General features: G+C 62.5%; 19 protein-coding genes. 9 read left to right on the forward strand and 10 right to left on the reverse strand.

All coding sequences use genetic code 11. From position 1 onward, the window contains the following. Window position 1: 1 nt before the first annotated feature. Window positions 2-2,746 carry a benzoate-CoA ligase family protein gene (locus DSM107133_RS19890; RefSeq protein ID WP_114294588.1) on the reverse strand — a complete coding sequence of 915 codons (2,745 nt, stop codon included), beginning with the start codon at window positions 2,744-2,746 and terminating at the stop codon, window positions 2-4. Between the two features lie 266 nt (window positions 2,747-3,012). On the opposite strand from DSM107133_RS19890, the gene DSM107133_RS19895 reads away from it, so the two are divergent. Further along, entirely contained in the window at window positions 3,013-3,810 is a 798-nt protein-coding gene (locus DSM107133_RS19895; protein ID WP_114294589.1) for an IclR family transcriptional regulator, read from the forward strand. Window positions 3,811-3,899: 89 nt separating this feature from the next. On the opposite strand, the gene DSM107133_RS19900 is transcribed toward DSM107133_RS19895, so the two are convergent. Genes DSM107133_RS19900 through DSM107133_RS19910 form a run of 3 tightly spaced genes read right to left on the reverse strand, consistent with a single transcriptional unit; the run spans window position 3,900 to window position 7,051 of the window. After that, entirely contained in the window at window positions 3,900-5,282 is a 1,383-nt protein-coding gene (locus tag DSM107133_RS19900) for an aspartate aminotransferase family protein (RefSeq protein WP_114294590.1), read from the reverse strand. Between the two features lie 42 nt (window positions 5,283-5,324). Continuing rightward, on the reverse strand, window positions 5,325-6,359 hold the full coding sequence (locus DSM107133_RS19905) for a histone deacetylase family protein (RefSeq protein ID WP_114294591.1): 1,035 nt from the start codon (window positions 6,357-6,359) through the stop codon (window positions 5,325-5,327). After that, complete coding sequence (locus DSM107133_RS19910; protein WP_114294789.1) at window positions 6,356-7,051, reverse strand: GntR family transcriptional regulator; 696 nt, start codon at window positions 7,049-7,051, stop codon at window positions 6,356-6,358. The genes DSM107133_RS19905 and DSM107133_RS19910 overlap by 4 nt, the downstream gene beginning before the upstream one ends. 156 nt (window positions 7,052-7,207) lie before the next feature. Between DSM107133_RS19910 and DSM107133_RS19915 the strand changes: the two genes are divergently transcribed. The 6 genes from DSM107133_RS19915 (at window position 7,208) to DSM107133_RS19940 (ending at window position 14,138) form a co-directional block, all read left to right on the forward strand. Further along, the gene (locus tag DSM107133_RS19915) at window positions 7,208-8,026 is read left to right on the forward strand and encodes a class II aldolase/adducin family protein (RefSeq protein WP_114294592.1); all 819 of its coding nucleotides are present in this window, start codon (window positions 7,208-7,210) and stop codon (window positions 8,024-8,026) included. Between the two features lie 68 nt (window positions 8,027-8,094). Beyond that, window positions 8,095-9,639, forward strand: a complete 1,545-nt coding sequence (locus DSM107133_RS19920; RefSeq protein WP_114294593.1) for an ABC transporter substrate-binding protein — start codon at window positions 8,095-8,097, stop codon at window positions 9,637-9,639. 77 nt (window positions 9,640-9,716) lie between these two features. After that, window positions 9,717-10,694, forward strand: a complete 978-nt coding sequence (locus DSM107133_RS19925) for an ABC transporter permease (protein ID WP_114294594.1) — start codon at window positions 9,717-9,719, stop codon at window positions 10,692-10,694. Between the two features lie 10 nt (window positions 10,695-10,704). Further along, complete coding sequence (locus DSM107133_RS19930) at window positions 10,705-11,544, forward strand: ABC transporter permease (protein ID WP_028958678.1); 840 nt, start codon at window positions 10,705-10,707, stop codon at window positions 11,542-11,544. Further along, window positions 11,541-13,148, forward strand: a complete 1,608-nt coding sequence (locus tag DSM107133_RS19935) for an ABC transporter ATP-binding protein (protein ID WP_114294595.1) — start codon at window positions 11,541-11,543, stop codon at window positions 13,146-13,148. The genes DSM107133_RS19930 and DSM107133_RS19935 overlap by 4 nt, the downstream gene beginning before the upstream one ends. A 303-nt stretch (window positions 13,149-13,451) precedes the next feature. Continuing rightward, the gene (locus DSM107133_RS19940; protein ID WP_114294597.1) at window positions 13,452-14,138 is read left to right on the forward strand and encodes a DUF2270 domain-containing protein; all 687 of its coding nucleotides are present in this window, start codon (window positions 13,452-13,454) and stop codon (window positions 14,136-14,138) included. Window positions 14,139-14,178: 40 nt separating this feature from the next. On the opposite strand, the gene DSM107133_RS19945 is transcribed toward DSM107133_RS19940, so the two are convergent. The 6 genes from DSM107133_RS19945 to DSM107133_RS19970 form a co-directional block, all read right to left on the reverse strand. Beyond that, window positions 14,179-14,712: a sigma-70 family RNA polymerase sigma factor gene (locus DSM107133_RS19945; RefSeq protein WP_162792093.1), complete on the reverse strand. Its 534-nt coding sequence runs from the start codon at window positions 14,710-14,712 to the stop codon at window positions 14,179-14,181. A gap of 223 nt (window positions 14,713-14,935) precedes the next feature. Continuing rightward, window positions 14,936-16,213, reverse strand: a complete 1,278-nt coding sequence (locus tag DSM107133_RS19950) for a lysine N(6)-hydroxylase/L-ornithine N(5)-oxygenase family protein (RefSeq protein WP_114294599.1) — start codon at window positions 16,211-16,213, stop codon at window positions 14,936-14,938. Continuing rightward, window positions 16,210-17,253: a GNAT family N-acetyltransferase gene (locus DSM107133_RS19955; protein WP_114294600.1), complete on the reverse strand. Its 1,044-nt coding sequence runs from the start codon at window positions 17,251-17,253 to the stop codon at window positions 16,210-16,212. Before DSM107133_RS19955 ends, DSM107133_RS19950 begins: the two co-directional genes overlap by 4 nt. A 2-nt stretch (window positions 17,254-17,255) precedes the next feature. Next, the gene (locus DSM107133_RS19960) at window positions 17,256-18,167 is read right to left on the reverse strand and encodes an alpha/beta hydrolase-fold protein (RefSeq protein ID WP_240310610.1); all 912 of its coding nucleotides are present in this window, start codon (window positions 18,165-18,167) and stop codon (window positions 17,256-17,258) included. Further along, window positions 18,164-19,330 (reverse strand): PLP-dependent transferase, encoded by a 1,167-nt coding sequence (locus DSM107133_RS19965; RefSeq protein ID WP_114294601.1) that lies wholly within the window; start codon window positions 19,328-19,330, stop codon window positions 18,164-18,166. Before DSM107133_RS19965 ends, DSM107133_RS19960 begins: the two co-directional genes overlap by 4 nt. Beyond that, window positions 19,327-20,652 carry an MATE family efflux transporter gene (locus tag DSM107133_RS19970; RefSeq protein ID WP_114294602.1) on the reverse strand — a complete coding sequence of 442 codons (1,326 nt, stop codon included), beginning with the start codon at window positions 20,650-20,652 and terminating at the stop codon, window positions 19,327-19,329. The genes DSM107133_RS19965 and DSM107133_RS19970 overlap by 4 nt, the downstream gene beginning before the upstream one ends. A 133-nt stretch (window positions 20,653-20,785) precedes the next feature. On the opposite strand from DSM107133_RS19970, the gene DSM107133_RS19975 reads away from it, so the two are divergent. Beyond that, window positions 20,786-20,989: an MbtH family NRPS accessory protein gene (locus DSM107133_RS19975; RefSeq protein WP_114294603.1), complete on the forward strand. Its 204-nt coding sequence runs from the start codon at window positions 20,786-20,788 to the stop codon at window positions 20,987-20,989. Continuing rightward, window positions 20,986-24,828: an amino acid adenylation domain-containing protein gene (locus tag DSM107133_RS19980; RefSeq protein WP_162792094.1), complete on the forward strand. Its 3,843-nt coding sequence runs from the start codon at window positions 20,986-20,988 to the stop codon at window positions 24,826-24,828. The genes DSM107133_RS19975 and DSM107133_RS19980 overlap by 4 nt, the downstream gene beginning before the upstream one ends. The last annotated feature ends 25 nt before the right edge of the window (window positions 24,829-24,853 follow it).

Below are 24,853 nucleotides of genomic sequence, written 5' to 3' on the forward strand. Positions count from 1 at the left end.
ATCAGGCAGGGATGCGCATGAATTCAGCCTGCGCCAAAGCCTGGCGGTCAATCTTGCCGGTGCCGGTCTTTGGCAGGCTGTCGCGATAGTCGATGATCCGAGGATATTTGAACGGTTGCAGCCGCTCTTTCACGAAAGCCTTGATAGAGGCATCAGAGGCTTTGCCCGCTGTAATCCCGTCACGCAGACAGACCACCGCGCGCAGGGTCATACGCTTGTCGTCCAGCTCATGTGCCAGCACCGCGCATTCATGAATGTCGGGGTGTTCGGCCAGACATTTTTCGACCTCGCCGGGCCAGACCCATTGCCCCGACACCTTGATCAGCTCATCAGCGCGCCCCTGAAAATAGTAGTAGCCATCGCGTTCGATGAACCGGTCACCGGTATAGATCCAGTCGTCGCGCATGGTGTCGCGGGTTTTGTCGGGGCGGTTCCAATACTGCGGGGCCGAGGATTGGCCGCGCACATACATCACCCCCTCTTCACCCGGCTGCGCGGGCACGCCTTCGGGTGTCAGCAGCTTGATCTCATAACCCGGAACCCGCGCGCCTGCGGCCCCCAGCCGGTGATCCTCCAGACTGTTGGACAGGTAGATGTGCAACAACTCGGTGGAACCAAGCCCTTCGGTGGGTCCGTGTCCGGTCAGTTGTTTCCATGTGGTGTACACATCCGCCGACAGGATTTCTGCGGCAGACATGCTTTGACGCAGTGACGAAAAATCAGCCGAAACCGCGCGCGGGTGATGGGCCAGCGCGGTGAACAGCGTCGGCAGGCCGAAGAACACCGTGGGCTTGTACGTCTCGATGGCGTCAAGCACCGCATCGGGCGTGGGCTTGCCCGACATCAGCACCGTGGTTGCCCCGACCGAGAAGGGAAAGGTGACAGAGTTGCCAAAGCCATAGGCAAAGAACATCTTGGGCACCGAAAAACAGATGTCGTCGGGGGTCAGCTTCAGCACCTGCGCGCCGAACGACTGGTGGGTATAGGCCATGTCGTGATGCAGGTGGACGATCCCCTTGGGGCGGCCTGTCGAGCCAGAGGAATACATCCAGAACGCCATATCGTCAGGGCCGGTGTCGCAACAGGCCAGTTCGGTCGGCTGGCCTGCCAGAAATGCATCGGCAGGCACCACAGCCGCGCCATCGCCGTGGCCATTCACCGAAATCACAGTGGTCACGTCGGTGCCCTCCAGCACCTGCGGGCCAAAATGGTCGGCAAGATCGGCCTCGCACAACGCCATGCGCGCGCCGGTGTCTTTCAGGAAAAAGTTCAGCGTTTCCGCGGGGGTCTGGGTGTTCAACAGCACCGGAACAAACCCCGCCCGCACGGCACCGAAAAAGGCGGCAACATAGGCTGGCGTATCGTTCATGAAAAACGGGATGCGTTCGCCCCGCGCCAGTCCCGCTGCCTTGAACGCATTGCCCCACTGGGCGGCTTGGGTAATCAATTCTTTATAGCTCACAGCCCCCGCCGCGCCGATCACCGCAGGTTTGTCAGGATTGCGCGTCAGGTTCTGCCACAGCACATCGGAACAATTGGGGTGCGCGGATTTATCAAACCCGATTTCGCGCGCGCCTGGTGTGTCGTTGCTGAGAGGATCGACAATCACAGCCGCAGCTTTCTCGGCCTCATACCGTCGCGCGAACTCGGGCGAGAGTTTGCGCAGACGCGCCATATCAACACGCCCCGATCGGGTGACATAGTCAAAGGCAAAGTCGATCGGCGCCTTGTCCATCTTGGCATCAAACGTGTCATACCAAGTGGCCGAGGTATTGGCGGCATCGACGATCTTTTTCGCTAGGGGCAAACGGGCCGCCTGATAGGCCGCCAACCCGTCTTGCCAATCCGCATGTTCGGACAGCGCCTGAACCAGCGCGATCACATCCTCAAACGCCAAACGGGTGCCGGAGCCGATTGAAAAATGCGCCGTATGGGCCGCGTCGCCAACCAGCACATAGCGGTCATAGACCCATGTGGGGCACCACATGCGGGGAAACTGCCGCCAGATGGATTTGTTGGTAATCAGCCTGGCCCCGTCCAGCACATCGGCAAACAGGTCTTCGCACAGCGCCGCACTGGCCTCCTCGCTCATGGTGTCAAAGCCATAGCGCTGGAATGTGGCGTCGCTGCATTCGACGATAAAGGTCGAACGATCCGGCGAAAACCGGTAGTGGTGCGCGTTCATCGCCCCCTTTGGCGTGCGGATAAAGCTTTGGGTCAGGGTATCAAACGCACGGGTCGCCCCGAACCAGGCGAAATGGCAATTAAAGCTTTCGATCTGGGGCGCGAACCGGCTTTCAAAGGTTTGCCGCACAAGCGAATTCAGCCCGTCCGCCCCCACCACAACGTCAGCGTCCAGCGCCGTGATATCGTCAATGCGGGCGTCGAACCTGATGTCTATCCCCAGGCCTTGCGCATGTTTTCGCAGGATTTCGATCAGCTCCAGCCGCCCCAATGCGGTAAATCCGATGCCATCCAGCGTCACGGTGTCATCGGGCAGGTTCAGTGTCATGTTCTGCCAGCGCTCCATATGCGGCAGCACCAGATCGTGAATTTCGGGATCGGCGGCCTTGAGAAACCCAAGCGCCTGATCCGAAAAAACCACTCCAAAGCCAAAAGTCGCGCCTTCGGGGTTCTGTTCAAAAACGGTCACTTCGACCTGCGGCATTTTGCGACGCATCAGGATCGCGGCATACAGACCGGCAGGCCCGCCGCCGACTATTGCCATGGTTTTCAGCTTGGACATCGCAAACCCTCCCGTTCGACATCGACGGGTGTCAGTATTGCAAATTTATTGCGTAATGCGCAATAGATTCTGTATAATGGAAATATGATGCAGTTTCCTGCCGCCCGATTGGGTGCGATTTTCAGCCTGTGCACCGAACGTTGGCGTCGCTCCGCGATGGGGGAACCGGCCCGAACAGGCGCAAGGGACGCGCGCGTTGTTTGTCGGCATTGCGGCTGGTATCAGAACGGGCAACACCGGTTTTCCCAAGGCGGTTCAGGACTCATATGGCACGCGACACAAAGGACATGACTTCAGGCGGAGGCATTCAATCGCTTGATGCGGCGCTGCGCGTGCTGGCGGTAATGGCGCAACACGACAGCCCGATTTCGCTGACCGATCTTGCACGCGCCGCAGACATGCCCCCCAGCAAGGTGCACCGTTATCTGGCGTCATTCCTGAATGCGGGTCTTGTGATGCAGGGCGGGCGGTCGGGCAAATACGATCTGGGGCGCGGGTCTATCGACCTTGGTCTGGCGGCCCTTGCTCGGCACGATTTTGTCAACGGGCCGTCGGGCGAACTGGCAGAGCTGCGCGAAGACACCGGCCTGACCGTGCTGCTTTCTGTCTGGGGCGCAAGCGGGGCCACCGTGGTCAGGTGGGAGCGTGCTGCATCGCCCATTGTCACCTCGATGGGTCTGGGCACGACGCTGCCGCTGCTGAATTCATCAACCGGTCGGGTGTTTCTGACCTATGGGGCGCAGCCGCCTATGGAAAAGGCGCTGAAAACCGAATTGCTGCGTGCGCGCAAAGCTCCAGAGATCATGCCCGATTTTCCCGCGACCCAGGCAGGCATCGCAGCACTTGTCGCCTCGGTGCGTGGGCGTGGCTATTCCACTGTTCAGGGCGATTTCATTCCCGGACTGGTCGCTGTTGCCGCGCCGATACTGGATTGGCAGGGCGAGGCGCAGGCCGTGATTACCCTGATCGGGACAAGTCGGGACGTGATCCGCGAAGGATCAGACGAAGTGCGCAAACTTCTGGATTTCTGCAAGGCGCATTCCTTTTCGGACATTGGTGAATGACCTTGCGGGGTCAGCCCAAGCGCACTTTGCCGAAAGACGGCGGCGGCGCGACATATGCGCGCCGCCGCCTTGCAGAAGAATAGTCCGCGTTACTTCAGCCCTTCGGCCTGCGCCCATTCCAGCGTCCGGTCCAGAGCTTTGCCCAGTTTTTCCAGCAACTCATCAATCTGCGCCTCGGTGATGATCAGCGGCGGGCAAATGCCGATGGTTTCATAGATGTTGCGGATGATCAGACCCTCTTCGGCGGCAAATTTGGCCGCCATGGCGCAAATCTTGCCGGCCGGTTCGAAGGACGCCTTGGTCGCCTTGTCGCGCACCAGTTCGACGCCCGCGATCAGGCCAATGCCGCGCACTTCGCCCACCAGCGGGTGATCGGAAAACGCGCGCAGCCCCGATTGCAGCCGGTCTGCCAGACGGGCAGCGTTGCCCATCAGGTCGTCTTCCTGAATGATGTTCAGGTTCTCGATGCCCACGGCACAGGCCACGGGGTTGCCACCTGCGGTAAAGCCATGACCCAGCGTGCCCAGTTCGGCGGTGTAATCCGCGATGATCTGGTAAACTGCATCGGTCATCAGAATTGCGGCCAGCGGCATATAGGACGAGGTCAGCTGTTTCGACGTCACCAGAATATCGGGGGTGAAACCATAGGTCTGGCAACCGAACGGCTGGCCGGTGCGGCCAAAGCCGTTGATGACCTCATCCGAGACCAGCAGGATGTCATACTTGCGGCACAGCGCCTCGATGCCCGGCCAGTAGCCTTCGGGCGGGGTCATGACGCCACCGGCACCCATCACCGGCTCGCCGATGAAGGCCGCGATTGTATCGGGATCTTCGGCCAGAATGGTGTCTTCGGCCTCTTTCAGCAGACGCGCGGTGAACTCGGTCTCGCTCTCGCCCTCATTGGCCCAGCGGTAGTGGTGCGGGCAGGTCAGATGCACGACGGGAATCGCCGGCAGGTCAAAGCCGCGCTGGTTGCCCGGCAAGCCGGTCAGCGAGCCCGAGGCGATGGTGATGCCGTGATAGCCCTTGTTGCGGGCCAGGAATTTCTTTTTCTTCGGGCGGCCCAGCATGTTGTTCATGAACCAGACGAATTTGACGACCGTATCGTTCGCCTCTGAGCCCGAGTTGGTGTAAAACACTTTCGTCAGATGCTCGGGCGTCATTTCCACCAGCTTTTCGGCCAGCAGGATACCCGGCGCGTGCGCCTTGTGGGCAAAGTTCTGGATATAGGGCAGTTCGGCCATCTGCTTGGCCGCCGCCTCGACCAGACGCGGCTGCGAAAAGCCCACAGCGACCGACCACAGGCCCGCCAGACCTTCGAGGTATTTCTTGCCCTCGCTGTCATAGACATAGCAGCCCTCACCCTTAGTGATAATCATCGGGCCCTGCTCTTCATGCACCCGCGCATTGGTGTAGGGGTGCAGCTGATAGGCAATGTCGGTTTCTTGCAGCGAGTTGGAACGCGTGTTCATTTTGGCTTCCTGTAGGTCAGAGCGGCATAGGGCGCGCCCGTTTCAGAACTGCATGTCCCGTCCGGTGTATCCGGCCAGAAATGCAACAAGTGATGTTGTCAGGTCCGGCGAAAGATATCCGCCCTCCTGAACCAGTACTGTCGGCAGACCGGCGGCGGCAATCATCGCACCCGCGCGGGCAAAGCCATCGAAGGTGACCAGCAACCCTTTGAGGGGGTCGTTTTCGTGGGCATCCAGCCCCAGACTGACAACCAGCGCATCAGGCTTGAATGCGGCGACGCGGTCAAGCCCTGTGGCGACAGCTTTGCACCAGCCATCGTCGCCGGTGCTTTGCGCCAGCGGGATGTTCAGGTTGAAGCCCTTGCCCGCACCCCGCCCCGTTTCGTGATCGTAGCCCACGAAAAAGGGGTAATAGGTTTCCGGCGTTGCGTGGACCGAGACAAACAGAACGTCGTCGCGTTCGTAAAAAATGTCCTGCGTGCCATTGCCATGGTGCACGTCGATATCCAGCACCGCGACCCGTCCATGGGTTTCGCGCAGGGTTTCGGCGGCAACGGCGGCGCAGTTGATCATGCAGTGACCCGCGACGATATCCGCCGAACTGTGGTGCCCCGGCGGACGGCAAAGCGCATAGGCCACAGCGTCGCCGCCCAACACCGCCTGCGCCGCATCGTGGGCTGCCGCCGCAGCGCCCAGTGTCGCCTGCCACGAATGCTTGCCCAATGGCGCGGATGTGTCACCCATGTGCCAGCCGGCCTTGCCCACGATATGTTTGGGATAGGTGCGCTCCGTGTTCAGCGCATGGACGTTCGGCACCACCTCGGGGCCTGACCCTTCCAGCGCCTTCCATTCGTCCCATCCGGTTTCCAGAAACCGCAGCAATTCCGGCGTGTGGACCTTTTCCAGCAGCGCACGGGGCACCTCGCCCGGCTCGGTTACGGGCATGTCCAGCCGGTCCAGCCCGGCCAGCAACAGCCGCGCCCGTTCGGCCTGTTCGGCGTTGCGCGCCATGTTTCCCATATACAGACGAAACGCGGGGTCATGCGCCTCGGTCTTTTTGGCGTAAAAGCATTTCATTCCGCCTTGCCCTCTTGCTGGTCATAAAAATGCTGTGTCACCAAGTCTTTGGCGACGCGAATGTGATAGTCGATGGCTGCCGCCGCGGCATCCGCGTCTTTCTGTTCAATCGCTTCGACAATCGGGTCATGGGTTTCGGCCATCTTGTGCGCGTCGTCATACAGCCGCCCGATCACCAGCAAGCCCAGCTTTGTCTCGTTCGCGATCTGGTCGAACAATTGCAAAAACCGCAGGTTGCCCGAGTATTCGCAAATCAGCCGGTGAAACTGCATATCCGCCGAGACATGGGCCATCAGATCGGCACCTTCATCCACCAGTCGGTAAAGCTCTGCTACCTGTGCCCGCAGGGCAGGCAGCGCGGCATCGGCGTTGGTGTCGGTCAGCCGCCGAACGGCTGCGGTTTCAAGCAGGATGCGCAGTTCGTAAAGGTCCGAGACCGACACCGCCGATACCGCCTTGACGAAAAAGCCGCGATTGGTCCGGTATTCGACCAGCCCCGAGGATTCCAGCAACCGCAGCGCCTCGCGCACGGGGGCGCGGCTCAGGTCCATCTGGCGGGCAATCTGCGATTCGGCCAACCGCGCGCCCGGCGGGATGCGCCCTGACAAAATCGCGTCCACCAATGTCTTGGCAACCCGATCCACCAGTCCGTCACGGGTGAGGGGAACAAATCCGCCGTGCTCAGCCAACACCCTGTTCTCCACTGTCCAGCATTGCCCAAATCCCCAGCGTTACCCCTGTTTTAGTAATTGATGATTTGTCGTTTGTCGACAATCTTCTTGACTCACCACCACCCAGACAATCTTCTGTGCCCACAGATGCAACTTTCTGTTGAAAGGCCCGACGCCATGGGAACACCCAAGACCGAAGACGCCATTTCCATAGGTGGCAGCGCCGGGATCGCCGCCCGCCGTGATCCATCAAACGAGGCGCAGATCAGAACCGATCTGGCTGCGGCCTACCGTCTGATTGCCCTCAACGGGATGGACGACAGCATCTTTACCCATATTTCGGCACGCCTGCCGGACGGGCCATCAGGGGCCAAGCGGTTCCTGCTGAACCCCTACGGATTGATGTTCGACGAGGTCACCGCATCGAACCTTGTGACCATCGACGAGACCGGCGCGATCATTGACGATCCTTACGGCGCGGGCGTGAATGCCGCTGGCTTCACCATCCATTCCGCCGTTCACATGGCGCGCCACGATGCGGTTTGCGTCCTGCACACGCACACCGTTGCCGGTGTGGCCATCAGTTCGCTGCAAGAGGGGCTGTTGTCGCTGAACCAGTGGTCGGCACAGTTTCACGGGCAAATGGCCTTTCACGATTATGAGGGCATTGCGCTGGATCTGGACGAACGTGAACGGCTGGTGGCCGATCTTGGCGACCGGAACGTCATGCTGCTGCGCAACCACGGCACGCTGATCTGCGGGCGCTCGGTTGCCGAGGCGGTCAAGCTGGCCTTTAACCTCGAACGCTCGTGCAAGGCGCAAATCGCAGCGCTTTCAACCGGATTAACCCCGCTGCCCCTGAACGAAGGTGTCGCCGCCCACACAGCGGCCCAATATGCGCGCGCCTATGACCGCACAGAAGCGGCAGGCATTGACCCCGAATGGGACGCCATGCTGCGGCTGCTTGACCGCAGTTCCCCGGCCTATGCCGACTGACCCATAACACAACCAGACCCGCAGCAAAGCGGGCCAACACTCACCCCAAACCGACAGGGACGATCACTATGAAACACCTGAAACTGACAACCTTTCTTGTGGCCGCGATGCTGGCCACGGGTGCCGCCGCGCAGCAAGACGGTGGCCGCCTTGACCTGATCGTGCAGCCCGAGCCGCCCGGCCTGATGCTGGGCCTTGTGCAGAACGGCCCAACGCAAATGGTGTCCGGCCAGATCTATGAAGGTCTGCTGCGTTACAACACCGATCTGGAACCGCAACCGTCGCTGGCCAAAAGCTGGGAGATTGCCGAAGACGGCATGACCTATACCTTCCATCTGAACGAAGGTGTCACATGGCATGACGGCGCACCGTTCTCGTCCGCTGACGTGGTGTTCACCACCAAGTTCCTGCAAGACAACCACGCCCGTTTCCGTGGCGCATTCAGCCATGTGGAAAGCGTCGAGGCACCGGATGCCAACACTGTCATCATCCACATGAAAGAGCCCTATGGCCCCTTCATCAACGCCTTTGAAGCAGGCTCCATGCCCATCGTGCCCGCCCATATCTACGAGGGCACGGATTATGCCACCAACGAAATGAACGCCACGCCGATCGGCACCGGCCCCTACAAGTTCGTGGAGTGGAGCAAGGGCAGCTATATCCACCTGACCAAAAACGATGACTATTACATCGACGGCCTGCCCCATATCGACGATCTGTATTACCGCGTGGTCCCCGATGCGGCATCGCGTGCCGTGGCATTTGAAACCGGCGAGGTTTCCGTTCTGCCCGGTGGTGCGGTCGAGAATTGGGACGTGAAGCGGCTGACCGAGATGGACGGCGTCTGCTCGTCCTCGAAGGGTTGGGAATTCTTCGCGCCACACGCATGGATGTGGCTGAACAACCGCGAGGGGCCGACCTCGGACAAGCGTTTCCGTCAGGCAGTCATGTACGCGCTGGACCGCGAGTTCGTGAAAGACGTGGTCTGGAACGGCTTTGGCACCGTGCCCACCGGCCCCGTGTCGTCCAAGACCAACTTTTATTCCGACGACGTGCCGCAGTACCCGCATGACCCCGACAAGGCCAGAGAACTGCTGGCCGATATGGGCTATGACGGCACCCCCGTGCGCGTTCTGCCCCTGCCTTACGGCGAGACATGGCAGCGTTGGGCCGAAGCGGTAAAGCAGAACCTGGGAGAGGTCGGCATCAAGGTCGACATCGACTCGGCTGATGTTGCGGGCTGGAACGAAAAGACGGCCAACTGGGATTACGACATGGCCTTTACCTATCTCTACCAATACGGCGACCCGGCCTTGGGTGTGGCGCGGAACTATACCGCCGACCAGATCAAGAAGGGCAGCCCGTGGAACAACGTCGAGGGCTATGAAAACCCCGAGCTGGACAAGAAATGGGCCGCTGCCGCGATTGAACCGAACGTCGAGAAGCGTCAGGCGCTGTACACAGAGATTCAGCAACAGATCGTCGAGGATGTTCCGGTTGCCTGGCTGCTGGAGATCGAGTTTCCGACGATCTACCGCTGCAATGTCAAGAACCTGATTACCACCGGGATCGGCCTGAACGACGGTCTGCGTGACGCGTGGATCGAACAGTAAGCCATCTCCGGCGGGGCCTTCGGGCCCCGTCTTCCCGCTCTACCCGGGGCGATTAAAAGACGGACAGGTGACAACTGATGGCCATTGCCGGAACGATTCTGGGGCGCTTGCTCAAGGCGGTGCTGACACTTCTTGCCATTGCGGTGCTGAACTTTTTCCTGATCCACGCCGCGCCCGGTGATCCGGCCGCGGTGCTGGCGGGCGAAGCGGGGGCGGCAGATGAACAGATGATCGCCGACCTGCGCGCGCAGTTTGGGCTGGACCAGCCGCTGTATGTGCAGCTGTACCGCTATGTCGGCAATATCCTGACGCTGGATCTTGGCTATTCCTTTCGTCAGGGCGCGCCGGTGCTGGACCTGATCCTGGAACGGCTGCCCGCGACGCTGATCCTGACGTTGACCGCCTTCTGGATTTCACTGTTGGCAGGCGTCGCACTGGGCGTTGCTGCCTCGGCGCGGGTGGGCAAGTTCACCGACAGCCTGATCACCGGCACCGCATTGCTGTTCTATGCCACGCCGCTCTACTGGGCCGCGCTGATGGCGGTGCTGGTGTTCTCGGTGCAACTGGGCTGGCTGCCGGGTTTTGGCTATGAAACCGTCGGCAGCGGTTACGGCGGGTTCGACCGCGCCGTGGACATTCTCAAACACCTGATCCTGCCGGCACTGACGCTGGGGCTGTTCTTTATGGCCGTTTACATGCGCATGACCCGCGCCTCGATGCTGGAAGTCGCGCAACAGGATTTCGTCAAAACCGCCCGCGCCAAAGGGCTGGCCCCGTCGGTCATCCGCCGCCGCCACATCCTGCGCAATGCGCTGTTGCCGGTGGTGACGCTGGCGGGGCTTCAGGCGGGGCAACTGGTGGGCGGTGCCGTGCTGACCGAAACGGTCTTTGCATGGCCCGGCATTGGCCGGCTGATGTTCGAAAGCCTCGCAGCCCGCGATTACAACACCATCCTCGGCGTCTTCCTGGTCTCGGCGCTGATGGTCATCATTTTCAACATCATCACCGACATCGTCTACCGGTTGATCGACCCGCGCATCGGGCAAAAGGCATAGGAGAACCCCCATGAGTCTTTGGAGCCGTTTCGCCACCAACCGCGCCGCCGTCATCGGCCTGATCGTTCTGATCGCGGTCATCATCATCGCCCTGCTGGCCCCCGTCATGTTCCCCAAAGGACCGTGGGCCATGGTGCAACGCCCGTTCCTGGCCCCGTTTGACACCGACGGGCTGCCGCTGGGCACCGACACGCTGGGGCGCAATGTGCTGGCCGGTCTGATCTACGGCGCGCGGGTATCGCTGCTGGTGGGGCTTGTCTCGACCGTGATGGCCTTGCTGATCGGCGTGCCGCTGGGGGCTGTCGCAGGGTTCTACGGCGGCTGGGTCGACGAGATCGCCATGCGCTTTACCGAGTTTTTCCAGACCATCCCCAACTTTGCCCTCGCCATCGTGCTGGTGGCGATCCTCGAACCCTCGCTGACCTCGATCACCATATCCATCGCCATCGTATCATGGCCCCCCGTCGCACGTCTGGTGCGCGCCGAGGTCATGTCGGTTACGCGGCGCGAATATGTGGATGCGGCGCGGCTGGCGGGCCTGTCGAACCTGCACATCCTGACCCGTCAGGTGCTGCCCAATACCGTCTCGCCCATCATCGTCATGGCCTCGCTGATGGTCGCCACCGCGATCCTGCTGGAAAGCTCGCTATCGTTCCTTGGTCTGGGTGATCCCAACATCATGTCCTGGGGCTATCAGATCGGAGCGGCGCGCACCGTCATCCGCTCGGCCTGGTGGCTGTCTTTCTTTCCCGGCGTCGCCATCGTTCTGACCGTGCTGGCGCTGAACCTGATCGGTGAAGGCCTGAACGACGCCCTGAACCCGCATCTGACACGAAAGGGCAAGTCATGAGCGTTCTGTCCATCACCGACATGTCCATCGCCCTGCCATCGGGGGCGGACCGTCCCTTTGCGGTCAAGGACTGTACCTATCAGATCGCCAAGGGCGAAATCCTGTGCGTGGTGGGCGAAAGCGGCTCGGGCAAGTCAATGACCGCCAACGCGCTGATGGGCCTGCTGCCCGAAGGCGTGACCGTGGCCAAAGGAACGGCCGAGTTTGGCGGCAAGGATATCCTGAAAGTCCCCGAAATCGAACAGCGCGCCCTGCGCGGAGACCGTATCGCGATGATCTTTCAGGAACCGATGACGGCGCTGAACCCGCTGATGCGGATCGGCGAGCAGATCGCCGAAGTGTTCGAGGCGCACAAGCGCCACACCCCGTCCGAGCGCAAGGCCCGCGCGCTGGAACTGGTGCGCGAGGTCGGCCTGCCCGACCCCGAAAAGATCATCCGCGCCTATCCCTTCCAGCTGTCGGGCGGCCAGCGCCAACGCGCGATGATCGCCATGGCCCTTGCACTGGAGCCGGAACTGTTGATCGCAGACGAACCCACCACCGCGCTGGACGTGACCACGCAGGCGCAGATCCTCAAGCTGGTTCTTGATCTGCGCGAACGGCGTGGCATGGCGGTGATGTTCATCACCCACGACTTTGGCGTGGTGGCCGAGATTGCCGACCGCGTGATCGTCATGCGCCACGGCGAAATCGTCGAACGCGGCACGGCGACCGAAGTGCTGGAGAACCCGCAACACGACTATACCAAACGTCTGCTCGCGGCGATCCCGACGGGAATGGTGCCGCAATCGGTCGCGGTCGAGAATGCGCCGGCGCTGGAAGTGCGCAACCTGAAGAAAACCTATCACACCGGCGGCGGCCTGTTTCGCCCCCGCCGCGATGTGCGTGCCATCGACGACGTGTCGCTGACCATCGCCAAGGGCGAGGTGCTGGGACTGGTGGGCGAATCCGGCTCGGGCAAATCGACGTTGGGCCGCGCCGTGGTGCGGCTGGTGACGCCGGATGCGGGTGCAATCCTTGTGGGGGGCACCGATATGGCGGCCCTGTCCGAGGGCGCGTTGCGCGCAGCGCGGCACAAGGTGCAGATGGTATTCCAGGACCCCTATGCCTCGCTGAACCCGCGCCAGCGGGTGATGCGCGCGCTGACCGACGGACCAATGGCAAAGGGCGTGCCCCGCGACAAGGCCCGCGCCCGCGCGCGCGAACTGATGGAAACGGTTGGCCTTGGCGCTGATGCCGTGGATCGTTTCCCCCACGAATTCTCGGGCGGGCAGCGCCAGCGCATTGGCATCGCCCGCGCATTGGCCATGGACCCCGAGCTGATTATCGCAGACGAAGCGGTCTCTGCGCTGGACGTGTCAATTCAGGCGCAGGTGCTGGATTTGCTGCGCGACCTGCGCCGCCAGTTCGACCTGTCGATCCTGTTCATCACCCACGATCTGCGCGTGGCCGCCCAGCTTTGCGACCGGATTGCCGTGATGCAAAAGGGCGCGCTGGTTGAAATCGGGCCGGTGTCTGATGTCTTCCTGAACCCACAGCACGAATATACCCAGAAATTGTTGGCGGCGGTTCCCGGTGGCGGCTGGGCCAGCGCGGCCGAATAACACCGCGAAATAGCGGCGGCGGATCACCCGCCGTCGCTATGCCCGCCGTTCTGCCCCAACAACAGGGCGACCTTGCGCAGCTTGCTGGCGATCAGGCCGGCGTCACAAGCGCGCTGGCACAACTGTCCAGTGCACAGACGCAAATGACAGAAGGCCAAGCCCGCCCACACCCGCACCACAACCGTTGCAGACTGGTCCAGAGCCTAAAGACCCCCGGCGCAGTGGCGATGATCGCCCAAGCCGTGATCTTTGACCGAAAAACCGCGCCATGTAATACCTGTCTGACATGACAGGGGGCCAACAATGAACTCAGACACGGATGAAAAGCAGCGCAAGGAACTTAACGCCGCCGAAATAGGCGCGGTTGCGCATCTTTATCGGGCCGAGGTCTACCGCTCGACAATCTGGCGGACACGTCTGGATACCACGACAAATTGGTCTGTGGTGACGTTGGGAATTGCCTTGTCGATCACCTTTGCTGCGCCCACAGCATCTGCGCTGCCGCTTGTCCTCGTCGGTGTGTTGCTCTTGTTCTTTTTGATCGTCGAGTCTCGCAGGTATCGCTTTTTTAATGTCTGGCGCGCCCGCTGTCGCTGGATAGAGACACATTTTTATGCCCCGATGCTGGACGATGGCGATCTGCATCTAGAGGAAAACTGGCAAAAAACGCTGGCAGAGGACTATTGGCGGCCGGAATACCACGTCAGCATGATGGTCGCCGTGGGTCGAAGAGTGCGCAGCACATATCTTTGGATACTATTGATCCAGGCGCTTGCCTATATGGGCAAAATTATTGTGCACCCAGGACCCGCGCAATCCATTTGGGAAGTATTGGAAAGGGCGGATGTTGGGCCGGTCCCGGGCATTGTCGTGGTCATCCTGGGGTTTCTTTACATCGTTATTCTGGTCGCAATAGCAACCTGGAGCTATCTTCGTGACCGCAAGCGGGCAATGCGCGGCGGACGCAGCCGAGGCAGCAGTATGGGCTGAATGGCACGGGCTCTGGACCCATTAAGCCCAGACGCGAGACCTACCGCTTTGCGCCCTGCTCCACTGCTCCCGAAGGCTCTGCGGCATCCACATAGGCTGCCAGCCTGGCTTGGGTATGGGCAATGATCCCGTTTATGCGGGCAGCAGACAGCCCATAGCGCCGTGCGATGTCCTTTTGGCTTTCGACCCTCAAACGGTGCGCGCATAAAATATCGGCCTCGCGCGCAGGCAGCGCCACCATCCCACTGGCCAGCCGGACAAGGGCCTGACGGTCTTGCAATTGCCGTTCGGCCGAAGGCTGATCACTCAGCAACTCATCATCCAGCTCAAGCGGCGTGACCCGCTCGCTGATCTCGCGGCGGCGATGGTCCAATGCCAGATTGCGCACGATCCGGCGCAAGAAACCGCGCGGGCTGGCGATATCTGCGCCAATGGCCTTGCTGCTCAGGCAGCGCATGGCCGCATCTTGGACCACGTCCTCGGCGCGATCGCGATTGCCGAGAATGCGCATCGCATCGCACAGCAGCATCTCGCGCTCGTCAATCAGGTGACGCAGCAATTTTTGCCGTGTCAAAGCACAGCCAGCGGGGGCAGGTTTGTGTGAGTTTGCCATCTTTTTGCGCTTGAATAGGAAGGGGCACGACACGGTGTCTGCCTAGCGCGCAAGCTGAGTGGACTTGTGAAGTCTTTACGCCCAACCCGGACCCGCCACAACCCGCGAAGGTGTCGGTACGGGCAAATTTTCACCTAATACGTGTATATTCCGCCCCTGCCTCGCACAGGGGCGGATCAACACTTCACTCGGCTGCGATGGCAGACGCAGACCCGTGCAGATTCTCCAATTGTCGGGCAATCTCGTCCGAGCGCAGGGCCAGAACCGAAAGCAAAGTATCGCTTAGCCCGTGTGTCGGTTCACTAAACCCCTGAACAAAAATGCCCGGCTCAAAGGTTTCCTTCATTGGCAGGCGGTAATCGCGGTCCGGCTCTTGCGCGGTTTGCCAGGGGCTTAGCCCTGCCAAGACCGACTGGTCCAGCGCCCGCCGGTATCCTGTTCCCAGAACAACCAGGTCATAGGCTTCGACCCGCGGTCCGGACGGCCCCGACAATCGCAGCCTGACCTGCGCACCCGCCTGTTGCGCCTCTTTCACCTGGGTTTCTGCCAGCAATCCCAGACGGTTATCGCCGCGCACATCCTGCGCATAAAGCGTTTCGTAGATATGTTCGATCAGATCCGCGTCGGTCACCGCATAGTTTGTCGCCGCAAGGCTGTGCAGGGTCTGGGCCCGCGTCTCTTCCGGCAAACCATAAAACCGGTCTGTCTGTGCCGGATCAAAGATCTCGTTCACAAAGGGCGTGTCATCCGACGGTTTGAGCGCCCTGCCCCGCAGGATCAGATCAACGCGCGGCTGTTCGGGGCGGGCGGCAAGATCGGCAAACACTTCGGCGGCACTTTGACCCGCGCCGATTACAGCGATGCGCTGGCCCGGTTTCAGTTTCGGCGCAACTTGCGAAAGATAGCCGCTTGCGTGGATCACCCGACCGCAGCCTTTCAAGGGCGCGAAGGTTTCGGGCCAGTGCGGAATTCCGCCCGGTGCCAGCACGATATTGCGCGCCAGATGCCGGGTCCGCCTGCCCTCCGCGCTTTGGCAGTGCACCGCCAGATGGGTCACCCTGTCGCCCGCTCGCACCGGTTCAAGGCCGGTGACCCGGCTGTCGTATTGGCAATTGGAAAATTGCCCAGCGATCCAGCCCAGATAGTCGTTGAACTCTTCCCGGCTGGGGAAAAACGTCTTGCGGTTGATAAAGCGCGACAGACGCCCCTTGGCATGAAGGTAACTGAGAAACGAAAACCCGCTGCGCGGATTGCGCAGGGACACCAGATCTTTCAGGAAAGACACCTGCATGTCGGTGCCTGCCAGCATCATGTCGGGATGCCAGGCAAAGGCCGGCTTCGCCTCAAGAAACCCCGTGCGCAAGCGGCTGCCGCGTTCGTGCAAGGCCACCGCCAGCGCAAGGTTCGAGGGGCCAAAGCCGATGCCAAGCACATCCAGCGGTTGGGCGTTCTGATCGGTCATTGGTCTTCTCCTGTGCCAAGCATGTTTGTAAGCGACAGGGCCAGCGGCGTGCCCTGCCCCGTGTCGGGTCGTGCCCAGATGCGGGATTCGAAAAAATGCTGGCGTTCCAGCCGCACCAGCGTTGCGCGTTTGTGCGAAAAATCGAAATCGCGCAGATGGGCAAAGCCGCCGCGCCCCAGATTTTTAAGCTGTTTCAGATGGCTCGCCTTTGGTTCACCCATCAGCGCCTGCGTGCGCGGTTCTGCCAGAAACATATAGTGCATCAGCGACGGCATCCACGCGGTGACATAATCGGCGCCGCGCATGTCATCCTCTCCGATCAGCACATGCCAGCCGCGATCCCACGGGTCGGCGTCATAGACCCCGCCAATCCGGTTCTCGCGCGCCCAGTACAGTTCGAAATAGGCAAAATCGCGCCCGTCCAGACTGCCGATCACCGGCAGGATATGCGGGTCTGCGATCAGGCGTTGCAGGGTGTCGCGATGGGCCTCCAACGTGCCAGCCTCTTCAAAAAACGCGGCGACGCGCGGGTCGTTCTGCCAGCGGTGAAAGGTGGCCAGATCGTCCATATGTGCCGCGCGCAGTTCAATCTGCTGGCCCAGCCACGGAATGTGGCGGCGGTACAAGGGCCCGACAGGTTTGGGCGGGCGTACAGGGTGGCGCCCGTTGGGGCCGGTTTGCCACAGCGTTGGCCAGGGCGGCGTCGGATGCATGATCCAGCGCTCGGGCACCTGCCAGAACGCCGCCGGCAGCACCCAATGCGCCGCACCGATGGGTGTTGCCACGCCCATCGTGGCCAGCTGTGGCAGCAAACCCGCCCATTGCGCGCCCTCCAGCCGGATGGCCACCTCACCGCCCTCTGCGCTGAGTGTTTCGAAAGCCGCCAACGCCTGCGCGATGGTCAGCTTCGGTGTCGCAGTCAGACCCAGCCTGCCATCGCCCGCATCGCTTAGGGGCAAGACAACATCCGCGCCAACCTGCACATGATCTCCGGTGCGCTGCGCCACGGGGCGATCTGCCAAAGGCATATCAAAAGCCATAATCAGGTCCTTTCTTTGATCTGTGTTTCCGCAGCTTTGGGCTGCGTATCAGCAAGAGCAAAAGCCCAGCGAAGCGCGCGGTTCACCGCCACCGGCAGCACCGACATATGCGTCTCGTCCGCGTAGATTTCGCACCGTGTGGTCACCCCGCGCGCTGACAGGGCAGCCGCCATGTCTTGCGCGGCGGCGACGGTCCGGGTCTTGGCCTTTTCCGCCAGCCGCTCTGCCGCTTCGGGTCCGCTGGCCTGAAACGGTGCCAATGCGTCACCCTCCCACTCACCAGCCGACAAATGCACCCGCAGGCGATGTTCGCCCACGTCAAAACGGTCGAGATGATCCAGCAAAAAGCTGTCTTCCCATGTGATCGCGGGGCTGGCGGCAATCCAGTTGGCAAAGGCATCGGGGCGGGTGAACATCAGCCACAGCGCAAACAGCCCGCCAAAGGAATGGCCAAACAGCGATTGCCGCGCCGGATCCAGCGCCACCTGACCAGTCAGAAAGCCCCGCACATCCTCCAGCAAAAACCGCGCCATTTCCGCGCCGCCGCCGGTCCTGACCTCGGGGCCATCCGGCACAAAAGGGGGATAGGTTTGCCCCGGCGGCGGTCCCAGATCCCAGCTGCGTCGGAAGGAATCGTAGGCCGCGTCGCTCGGATAACCCACCGCGATCAGCACGCCCCAGCCAAGGTTGGTGCCCCTGGGCCAGAACGCCTGTGCACGCATCACATCCACCGCCGTGCCAATCACCGCGTTGCCATCAAGCAGCCACAGCGCGGGCCATCCGGCTGCGGGGGCCTCGCCCGGCGGCACCCATAGAAATACGCGGCGGATATCGCCGGTCTGGCTGTCTTTCAAATCGAACCAGCGGGTGCCGCCATTGTCGGCCAGGCCCTGCGCCACAACATCCCGCATCATGCCGCCACCTCTTGTGCGGCGTGCAAGGCCGCGCGCAGATCGTCCATCAGCAGCTCCGCAGGTTCCAGCCCTGCCGCCAACCGGATGGTGCGCGGGCTGACGCCAAAGCGTTGAAACACATTCGCCGCCCCCGCAAGTGCGCAGGCCGCCTGACCCGGCACAATCAGGCTTTCGGGTCCGCCCCAGCTGACTCCGATCCGGATCGTGCGCAGCGCATCGCAAAAGCGGGCCACATCCACACCTGCCGCCAGATCAAAGGCAAACAACCCGCCAAATCCGCACAGCCCCTCGGGACGCGTGGCCAGCAATCCCGGATGATGCAGGGCTGTGACCTGCGGATGCGCCGCCAGCCCCTGCGCCAGCGTTAGCCCCGTCTGCATATGGCGCGCCATCCGCATATCCAGCGTGCGCATGCCACGCAGCACCAGAAACGCATCCATCGGCGACATGCGCCCGCCGAACAGGTGGGTTGCCTCGTGGTCAATGGTCTGGATCATCTGGCGCGATCCCGTGACCAGCCCGCCCAGCGTGTCGCTGTGGCCCGACAGGTATTTCGACGCCGCATGCACCACCAGGTCGACGGCCAGCTCATGCGGGCGCTGGTACAGCGGTGTGGCCCAGCTGTTGTCGATCACCGAGATTACCCCCAGACGCTGCGCCTCGGTCGCAATGGCACGCAGATCTTGCAGACGAAAGGTCCATGAGGTCGGGCTTTCCAGATAGACCAGCCGCGCACCCGCCAGCGCATCAACCATCGCCTGCGTGTCGGTGCCATCGACATAGGTGGTTTCAACCCCGAACCGCGCCAATACCGTTTCGAACAGGCGGAAAGCGTCGGAATACAGATGCTCGACCGCGACAATGCGGTCACCGGCCTGTACAAACGGCAGCACCGCGCCGCAAATCGCCGCCATCCCCGACGAAAACCCGCGCGCCGCCTCCGCGCCTTCCAGCCGCGCAATCAGGTCTTCCAGCTCGCAAACTGTCGGGTTGTCGCCGCGCGAATAGATGAACCTGTCTGAACGGCCGGCAAAGACATCTTCGATCTGGGCATAGCTGTCGAACAGGAACGAACTGCTTTGAAAGATCGGCGTGGCGCTGGCGTCATGTGGCACGGGGCGCGATGGCGAAATCAGATCGGCTGTGGGTGGTGTTCGGGTCATACAGAGGCTCCGGTGGTTGAAAGGGGAAACAGGGCGGCGCGGATCGGGACCAGCGCCAACAGCGCAGCCAGCCAGGCCGCAACAAGAACGGCCATGGCAATGCCAACAGGGCCGAACAGCGGCACCATCAGCGCCATCGCCGGCCACAGCAGCCAGCCCATCGGCGCAAGGCCAAGAACGGTCGCAAGACGCGGCTGCACGGTGGCTTGCAGGGTGATCTGCGCACACAGGCGCAGCGCAATCGCGGGCAGGGAAAGGGCAAGGTATGACAGCATCGCAGCGGCCTGTGCCACGATGGCAGGATCAATCACAAACAGTCGCACCAGCGGGCGCGCGCCCATACTGAACAGTATGGACAGCACAACAGTGGTTGCCCCGCAAAGGTACAAAACCCGGCGCAACGTGGCGGTAAACCGCGCGGCATTGGCGCTACCATGCGCGTGCGACAGGATCGGCTGCACCCCAATGGCAAACCCCTCAAGCGGCAGCATCACGACAAAAACCAGACGCAGGGCAATCCCCAGCGCGGCCAGATCATCCGCCCCGCCAACGGCGGTGGCGATGCGCAGCAGGGCCATCAGGCTCAGCGTGGTCACCGCGACAGCCGCCGCTTCGGGCAGCCCGACGCGCAGCACCGGCGCCAACAGGCGCAGCGGGCCAAATGTCGGACGGCGGCGCGGGGCGCAAAAATGCCATGCCCAGACACTCAGCGTGACAGATTGCGCGCACAGCGTCGCCCATGCCGCCCCCGGCAGCCCAAGGTTCAGCCCAAAGATAAACACCGGATCAAGAAGGATGTTCAGACCAAAACACAGGCCCAGTGTTTTCAGGCTAAAGGCTGCATTGCCGCGCCCGATGGCCAGAAAATCGCAAAGGATTTGCAAGATGGCGCAGCCGATGGTCAGGGATTGTATCGCCAGATAGGGACGCGCGGTTGCCAGCAATTCACCCTGTGCGCCCAGCAGGTGCAACAGCCCCCCGCCAAAGGCCCACAGCCCGCCAACAGCGCCCACAGCCAGCACCAGCGCCGCCGCCATCGACACACCCGCCACCGCGCGTGCCTGATCCGGCTGACCCGCGCCCAGCGATCTGGCCGTGGCACTGGCCGCACCAATGCCCAGCCCGATCCCCGCCGCCGCGACCAATCCCGCAAGCGGCGCCAGCAACACAAGTGCGGCCAGCGCATCGCCCCCCAGCCGCCCGACAAAGGCCGCATCAACCGCCTGATGCAACGCGTTCAGCGACAGCCCCGCCATCGCGGGCAGGCCCAGGCGCCACATCAGGCGGGGCAGGTTCGGATCAGACAGATCGCTGTCGGCCATATGTTTCTCCTTGTCCTGGTCACAGGACGCGGCGGCCTGCGGAAAATTCACCCTTTGCAGAAAATTTTTTTGGACCAGTGAATTTTCCCAACTCCGAAACGTCAGCAGGGAAAGAGCTGAAAGGAAAACCCAGATGACCCTTCCCAACGAAACTCAAATCCTGTGGCGCGTGCTGCGCAATTGCGAAGGGCGCTATTCGATGACGCGCGCCACACACCCTATCCCCGCAGGCTGGACCCCTGTCGGCGACGCCGCTTTGCGTACCGAATGTCTGGAACGTATCGGCACATTGTGGACCGATATGCGCCCCCTGAGCGTGCAGGAGGCATTGGCATGAGCAAGGATTTCATCACCCCCACGGCCCAACCGCTGACCCCGCTTGAGCGGCGCATCTATGCCCACGACCATGTGGGAGAGCTGGCGCCCTTTGCCTATGAGACGTTGATATTGGGCTTTGACCACCGCTTTGCCCGCGCGGGTCTGGTAACTGCCATCAATGATGTTCTGGCGCAGCATCCGGCGTTCACAGCTGCCTTCGTGACCCATGCAGGCGGCGCGGTTGAACGGCACGACACGGGCCAGACGGGGCTGGTGGTGCATCAGGCTGGTGATCTTGATCGCGCCCGCGCCCATGCCGCAACCCACGCGCCCGATCTGGCTGGCCACCCCGCCTGCGCCGATCTGTGGCCCGATGGCAGCGCCGGGCATATCCTGACCCTGGTGCTGCACCCTGTTCTGGGGGATGACGCGACATTTGCAAGCATCGAGGCGGCGTTGTGGGGGGCCTTGGCTCTGCGCCCCGCGCCAGATGTAACGTCGGCCCCCGCCGCGGACAATCCGCCCCTGAACGCCCGCACCCAATGGCGCGAGCTGATGAACAGCCACCAGATCGCGCGCCTGCCGCATCGCTATGTGGCCCCCGAGCAGGGACTGCCAACCGTCAAACGCATTACCCGCCAGATCACGATACCGGAACAGGTCGGATCGCTTGTTGCCCCCACCGACATAGCAGCAGCGCTTGGCATCGTTCTGCGCCGCTACGGCGCGCAGGATGCGTTGCGTTTTGCCGTGGCGCTGCCACCACAGGCCGCAGAACGGCGCAGCACCGATCTGCGCCCCCTGTGCCTGTCCCCAGACCTGACCGCGCCCTTTGGCGACACCGTGGCCCTGACCGCACGCGCGTTACATGCCGCACCGCCCGTGCCGTCAGAAACCCTGATCCAAGATCAGCTGGCCCATGCCGATGCCGATCCGCACCCGCTGGGCGCAATCGCACTGTACCTGCGCGCAAACCGCGCCCTGCCAGCAGGGGTTTGCCACCATCACCGCCCGATGCCCCCCAGCGCCGAAGAACTGGTGCTGACTGCCCAAAGCACGCCGCAAGGCATCGAGCTGCACGCCGATGCCGACGCCGCCCTGTTCGAACCGGCCCTGATCGAACGGTTTCTGCGGCACCTGCAACGGGTGCTGCACGCGGGCCTGCACCAGCCCGACCTGCCGGTCGGGCACATTCCGCTGCTGGATGACGCTGAACTGGCCACCCTGTCGGCCCCCTATCCCGATGACACACCGGTTGATCCAAGGGCCACGCATGAAATCATCGCCGCCCATGCGCTGACCACACCCGACAAGATTGCCATTATCAGCGGGGCCGACCGTCTGACCCACGCCACGCTGGACGCGCGCGCCAATGCGTTGGCGCACCGGCTGTGCGCCGCCGGTGTCGGGGCGGAAACGCCCGTGGCCATCCTGATCGAGCGCGGCGCTGATGCAATCGTGGCGATCCTTGCCGTGCTCAAGGCGGGTGGCGCCTATATCCCTGTCGAACCCGACCACCCCAGCAGCCGCAACCATCATATCCTGACCGATGCGGGTGTTGCCGTGGTTCTGACCCGCAGCCACTTCCGCGACCGGCTGCCCGATGCGCTTGCGGCCCGGATCATCTGTCTGGACGATCTGGACGACGCACCGCGCCCGGATGCGCCCGAAGTCACCATCCACCCCGACCAGCTGGCCTATGTCATGTATACCTCCGGCTCTACCGGCAAACCCAAGGGCGTGGCGGTGGAACATGGCCCCCTGTCGCACCACAACCAGACCACCGCGCGCGTCTATGAGATGAGCGCCGAAAGCCGCGAGCTGCCGTTCCTGCCGTTTTCCTCCGACGGTGGCCACGAACGCTGGATGGTGCCGCTGATGATGGGCGGCTCGGTTGTGGTGCCCGACGGGCCGCTGTGGACGCCCGAGCAAACCCTGGGGGCGATGCGCGAACACGGCTGCAACAATGCCTCGATCCCCACGACCTATCTGCAACAGCTGGCCGAATGGGCCGAAGACACCGGAACCGCCCCGCCGATGCGGCTGTATTCCTTTGGCGGCGAAGGGCTGGCGCAGTCCACCTTCGACCTGCTCAGCCGCGCCCTGAACGCGCAGACCCTGATTAACGGCTATGGCCCGACCGAAACCATCATGACCCCGATGGTCTGGAAAGTGGCCGCAGGCACGCGGTTTCAGGGCACCTATGCGCCGCTGGGCCGCGCGGTGGGCGACAGGCGGGTCTATGTGCTGGACGAAGACATGATGCCCTGCCCGCAAGGGGTGGTGGGCGAGATCTATCTGGGCGGCACCGGCGTTGCGCGCGGTTATGTCGGGCAGCCGCAGGTCACCGCCGACCGTTTCATTCCAGACCCCTTCGGGCCAGCGCTCGACGGCACATCGGGCGCGCGGCTGTACCGCACCGGCGATCAGGGACGCTGGCGCGAGGATGGCACGGTCGAATTCGTGGGTCGCGTCGATCTGCAAATCAAGATCAACGGCTATCGCATCGAACCCGGCGAAATCGAGGCCGCACTGCTGGGCGAACCCGACGTGACCGAGGCGCTGGTGCTGCTGCGCGAGGATGGCGGGGCCAAACGGCTGATCGGCTATGTCACCGGCCCCGCGCCGGGGGCCGGTGACGCCCTGCGCCGCGCATTGGAAAGCAAGCTGCCCAAACACATGCTGCCCGAGGCGGTGGTGGTGCTGGACAAGATGCCGACCAACCCCAACGCCAAACTGGATCGCGCCGCCCTGCCCCTGCCCGAGGCGCGCAGCCGACAGACACAGGGCGTTGCGCCCGCCTCGACCGCGGAACAGCAGGTGCTGACGCTGTGGCGCGATCTTCTGACCCTGCCCGACCTTGGCGTGACCGATGATTTCTTTGCCATGGGCGGCTCGTCTCTGCTGGCGCTGAAAGCCATCGCAGGAATGCGCAAACTGTGGCCCGAGGTGCCGCTGACGGTGGCCGATTTCTTTGATGCACCCACGGTGCGTGGCTTCTGCACCCGCATGACGCAGGGCGGGCAGACCGGGCGCGCCGCCATCACCCTGCGGGCGGGTGGCACCAAACCACGGCTGTATTGCTTTCCGGGGCTGCTGGTCTCGACCCGCGAATATCTGCGGCTGACCGATTACCTTGGGCCCGATCAACCCGTCACCGGGTTTCTGTGCCATTCGCTGAACGAAAACAAACAGTTGAACGTATCGGTGGCAGATGTGGTGGCCGAATATGTCGATCACATCCGCCGCGAAAGCGCCGGCGCGCCGGTGGCGTTTCTGGGCTGGTCATGGGGCGGTCTGCTGGCGTGGGAAGCCGCACGGCAGTTGCAGCACGAGGTCGATCTGAAACTGCTGGGCATGGTCGATGTCTGCGATCTGGGCACCGATTTTACCCCCGGTGCCACGCCGGTCTTTGCCCCCGGAGAACGCGCGCGGCTTGAGGACGACTTGCAAGCATGGCTGGCCCGCACGCAGATGCGTGCACAATGGGATCAGTTGATTGGCGCGATGGACGCCGAATGCTATGCGCAGTTCCTGCGGTTCATCGGCAACGAGTCCGACCCCCTGCCCTATGACGGGCCGGAGATTTCCAGCCGCGAACACACGTTCTGGGTGCTGATCGACAATGCGCTGGTGTTCCGCCAGCACCGGCTGACGCGGCTGGACGTGCCGGTGGCTTCGTTCAGCGCGGGCGACAGCCTCAGCCGCGGGCTGAACCTGATGGACTGGCGCAAATGGTCGGCACGCGCCACGCCCGCCGAGATTGTAAGCGGCACCAACCATCTGCACATCATCGGTGATCCGGCGTTTCACGACCGGTTTCGCGCGCGTCTGAATGCGGCCTTTGCGATGGGCTGACACTTTGGTCTGGCGGGGCAACCCC

This window comes from Pseudosulfitobacter sp. DSM 107133, assembly GCF_022788695.1.
Classification (GTDB): Bacteria; Pseudomonadota; Alphaproteobacteria; order Rhodobacterales; family Rhodobacteraceae; genus Pseudosulfitobacter.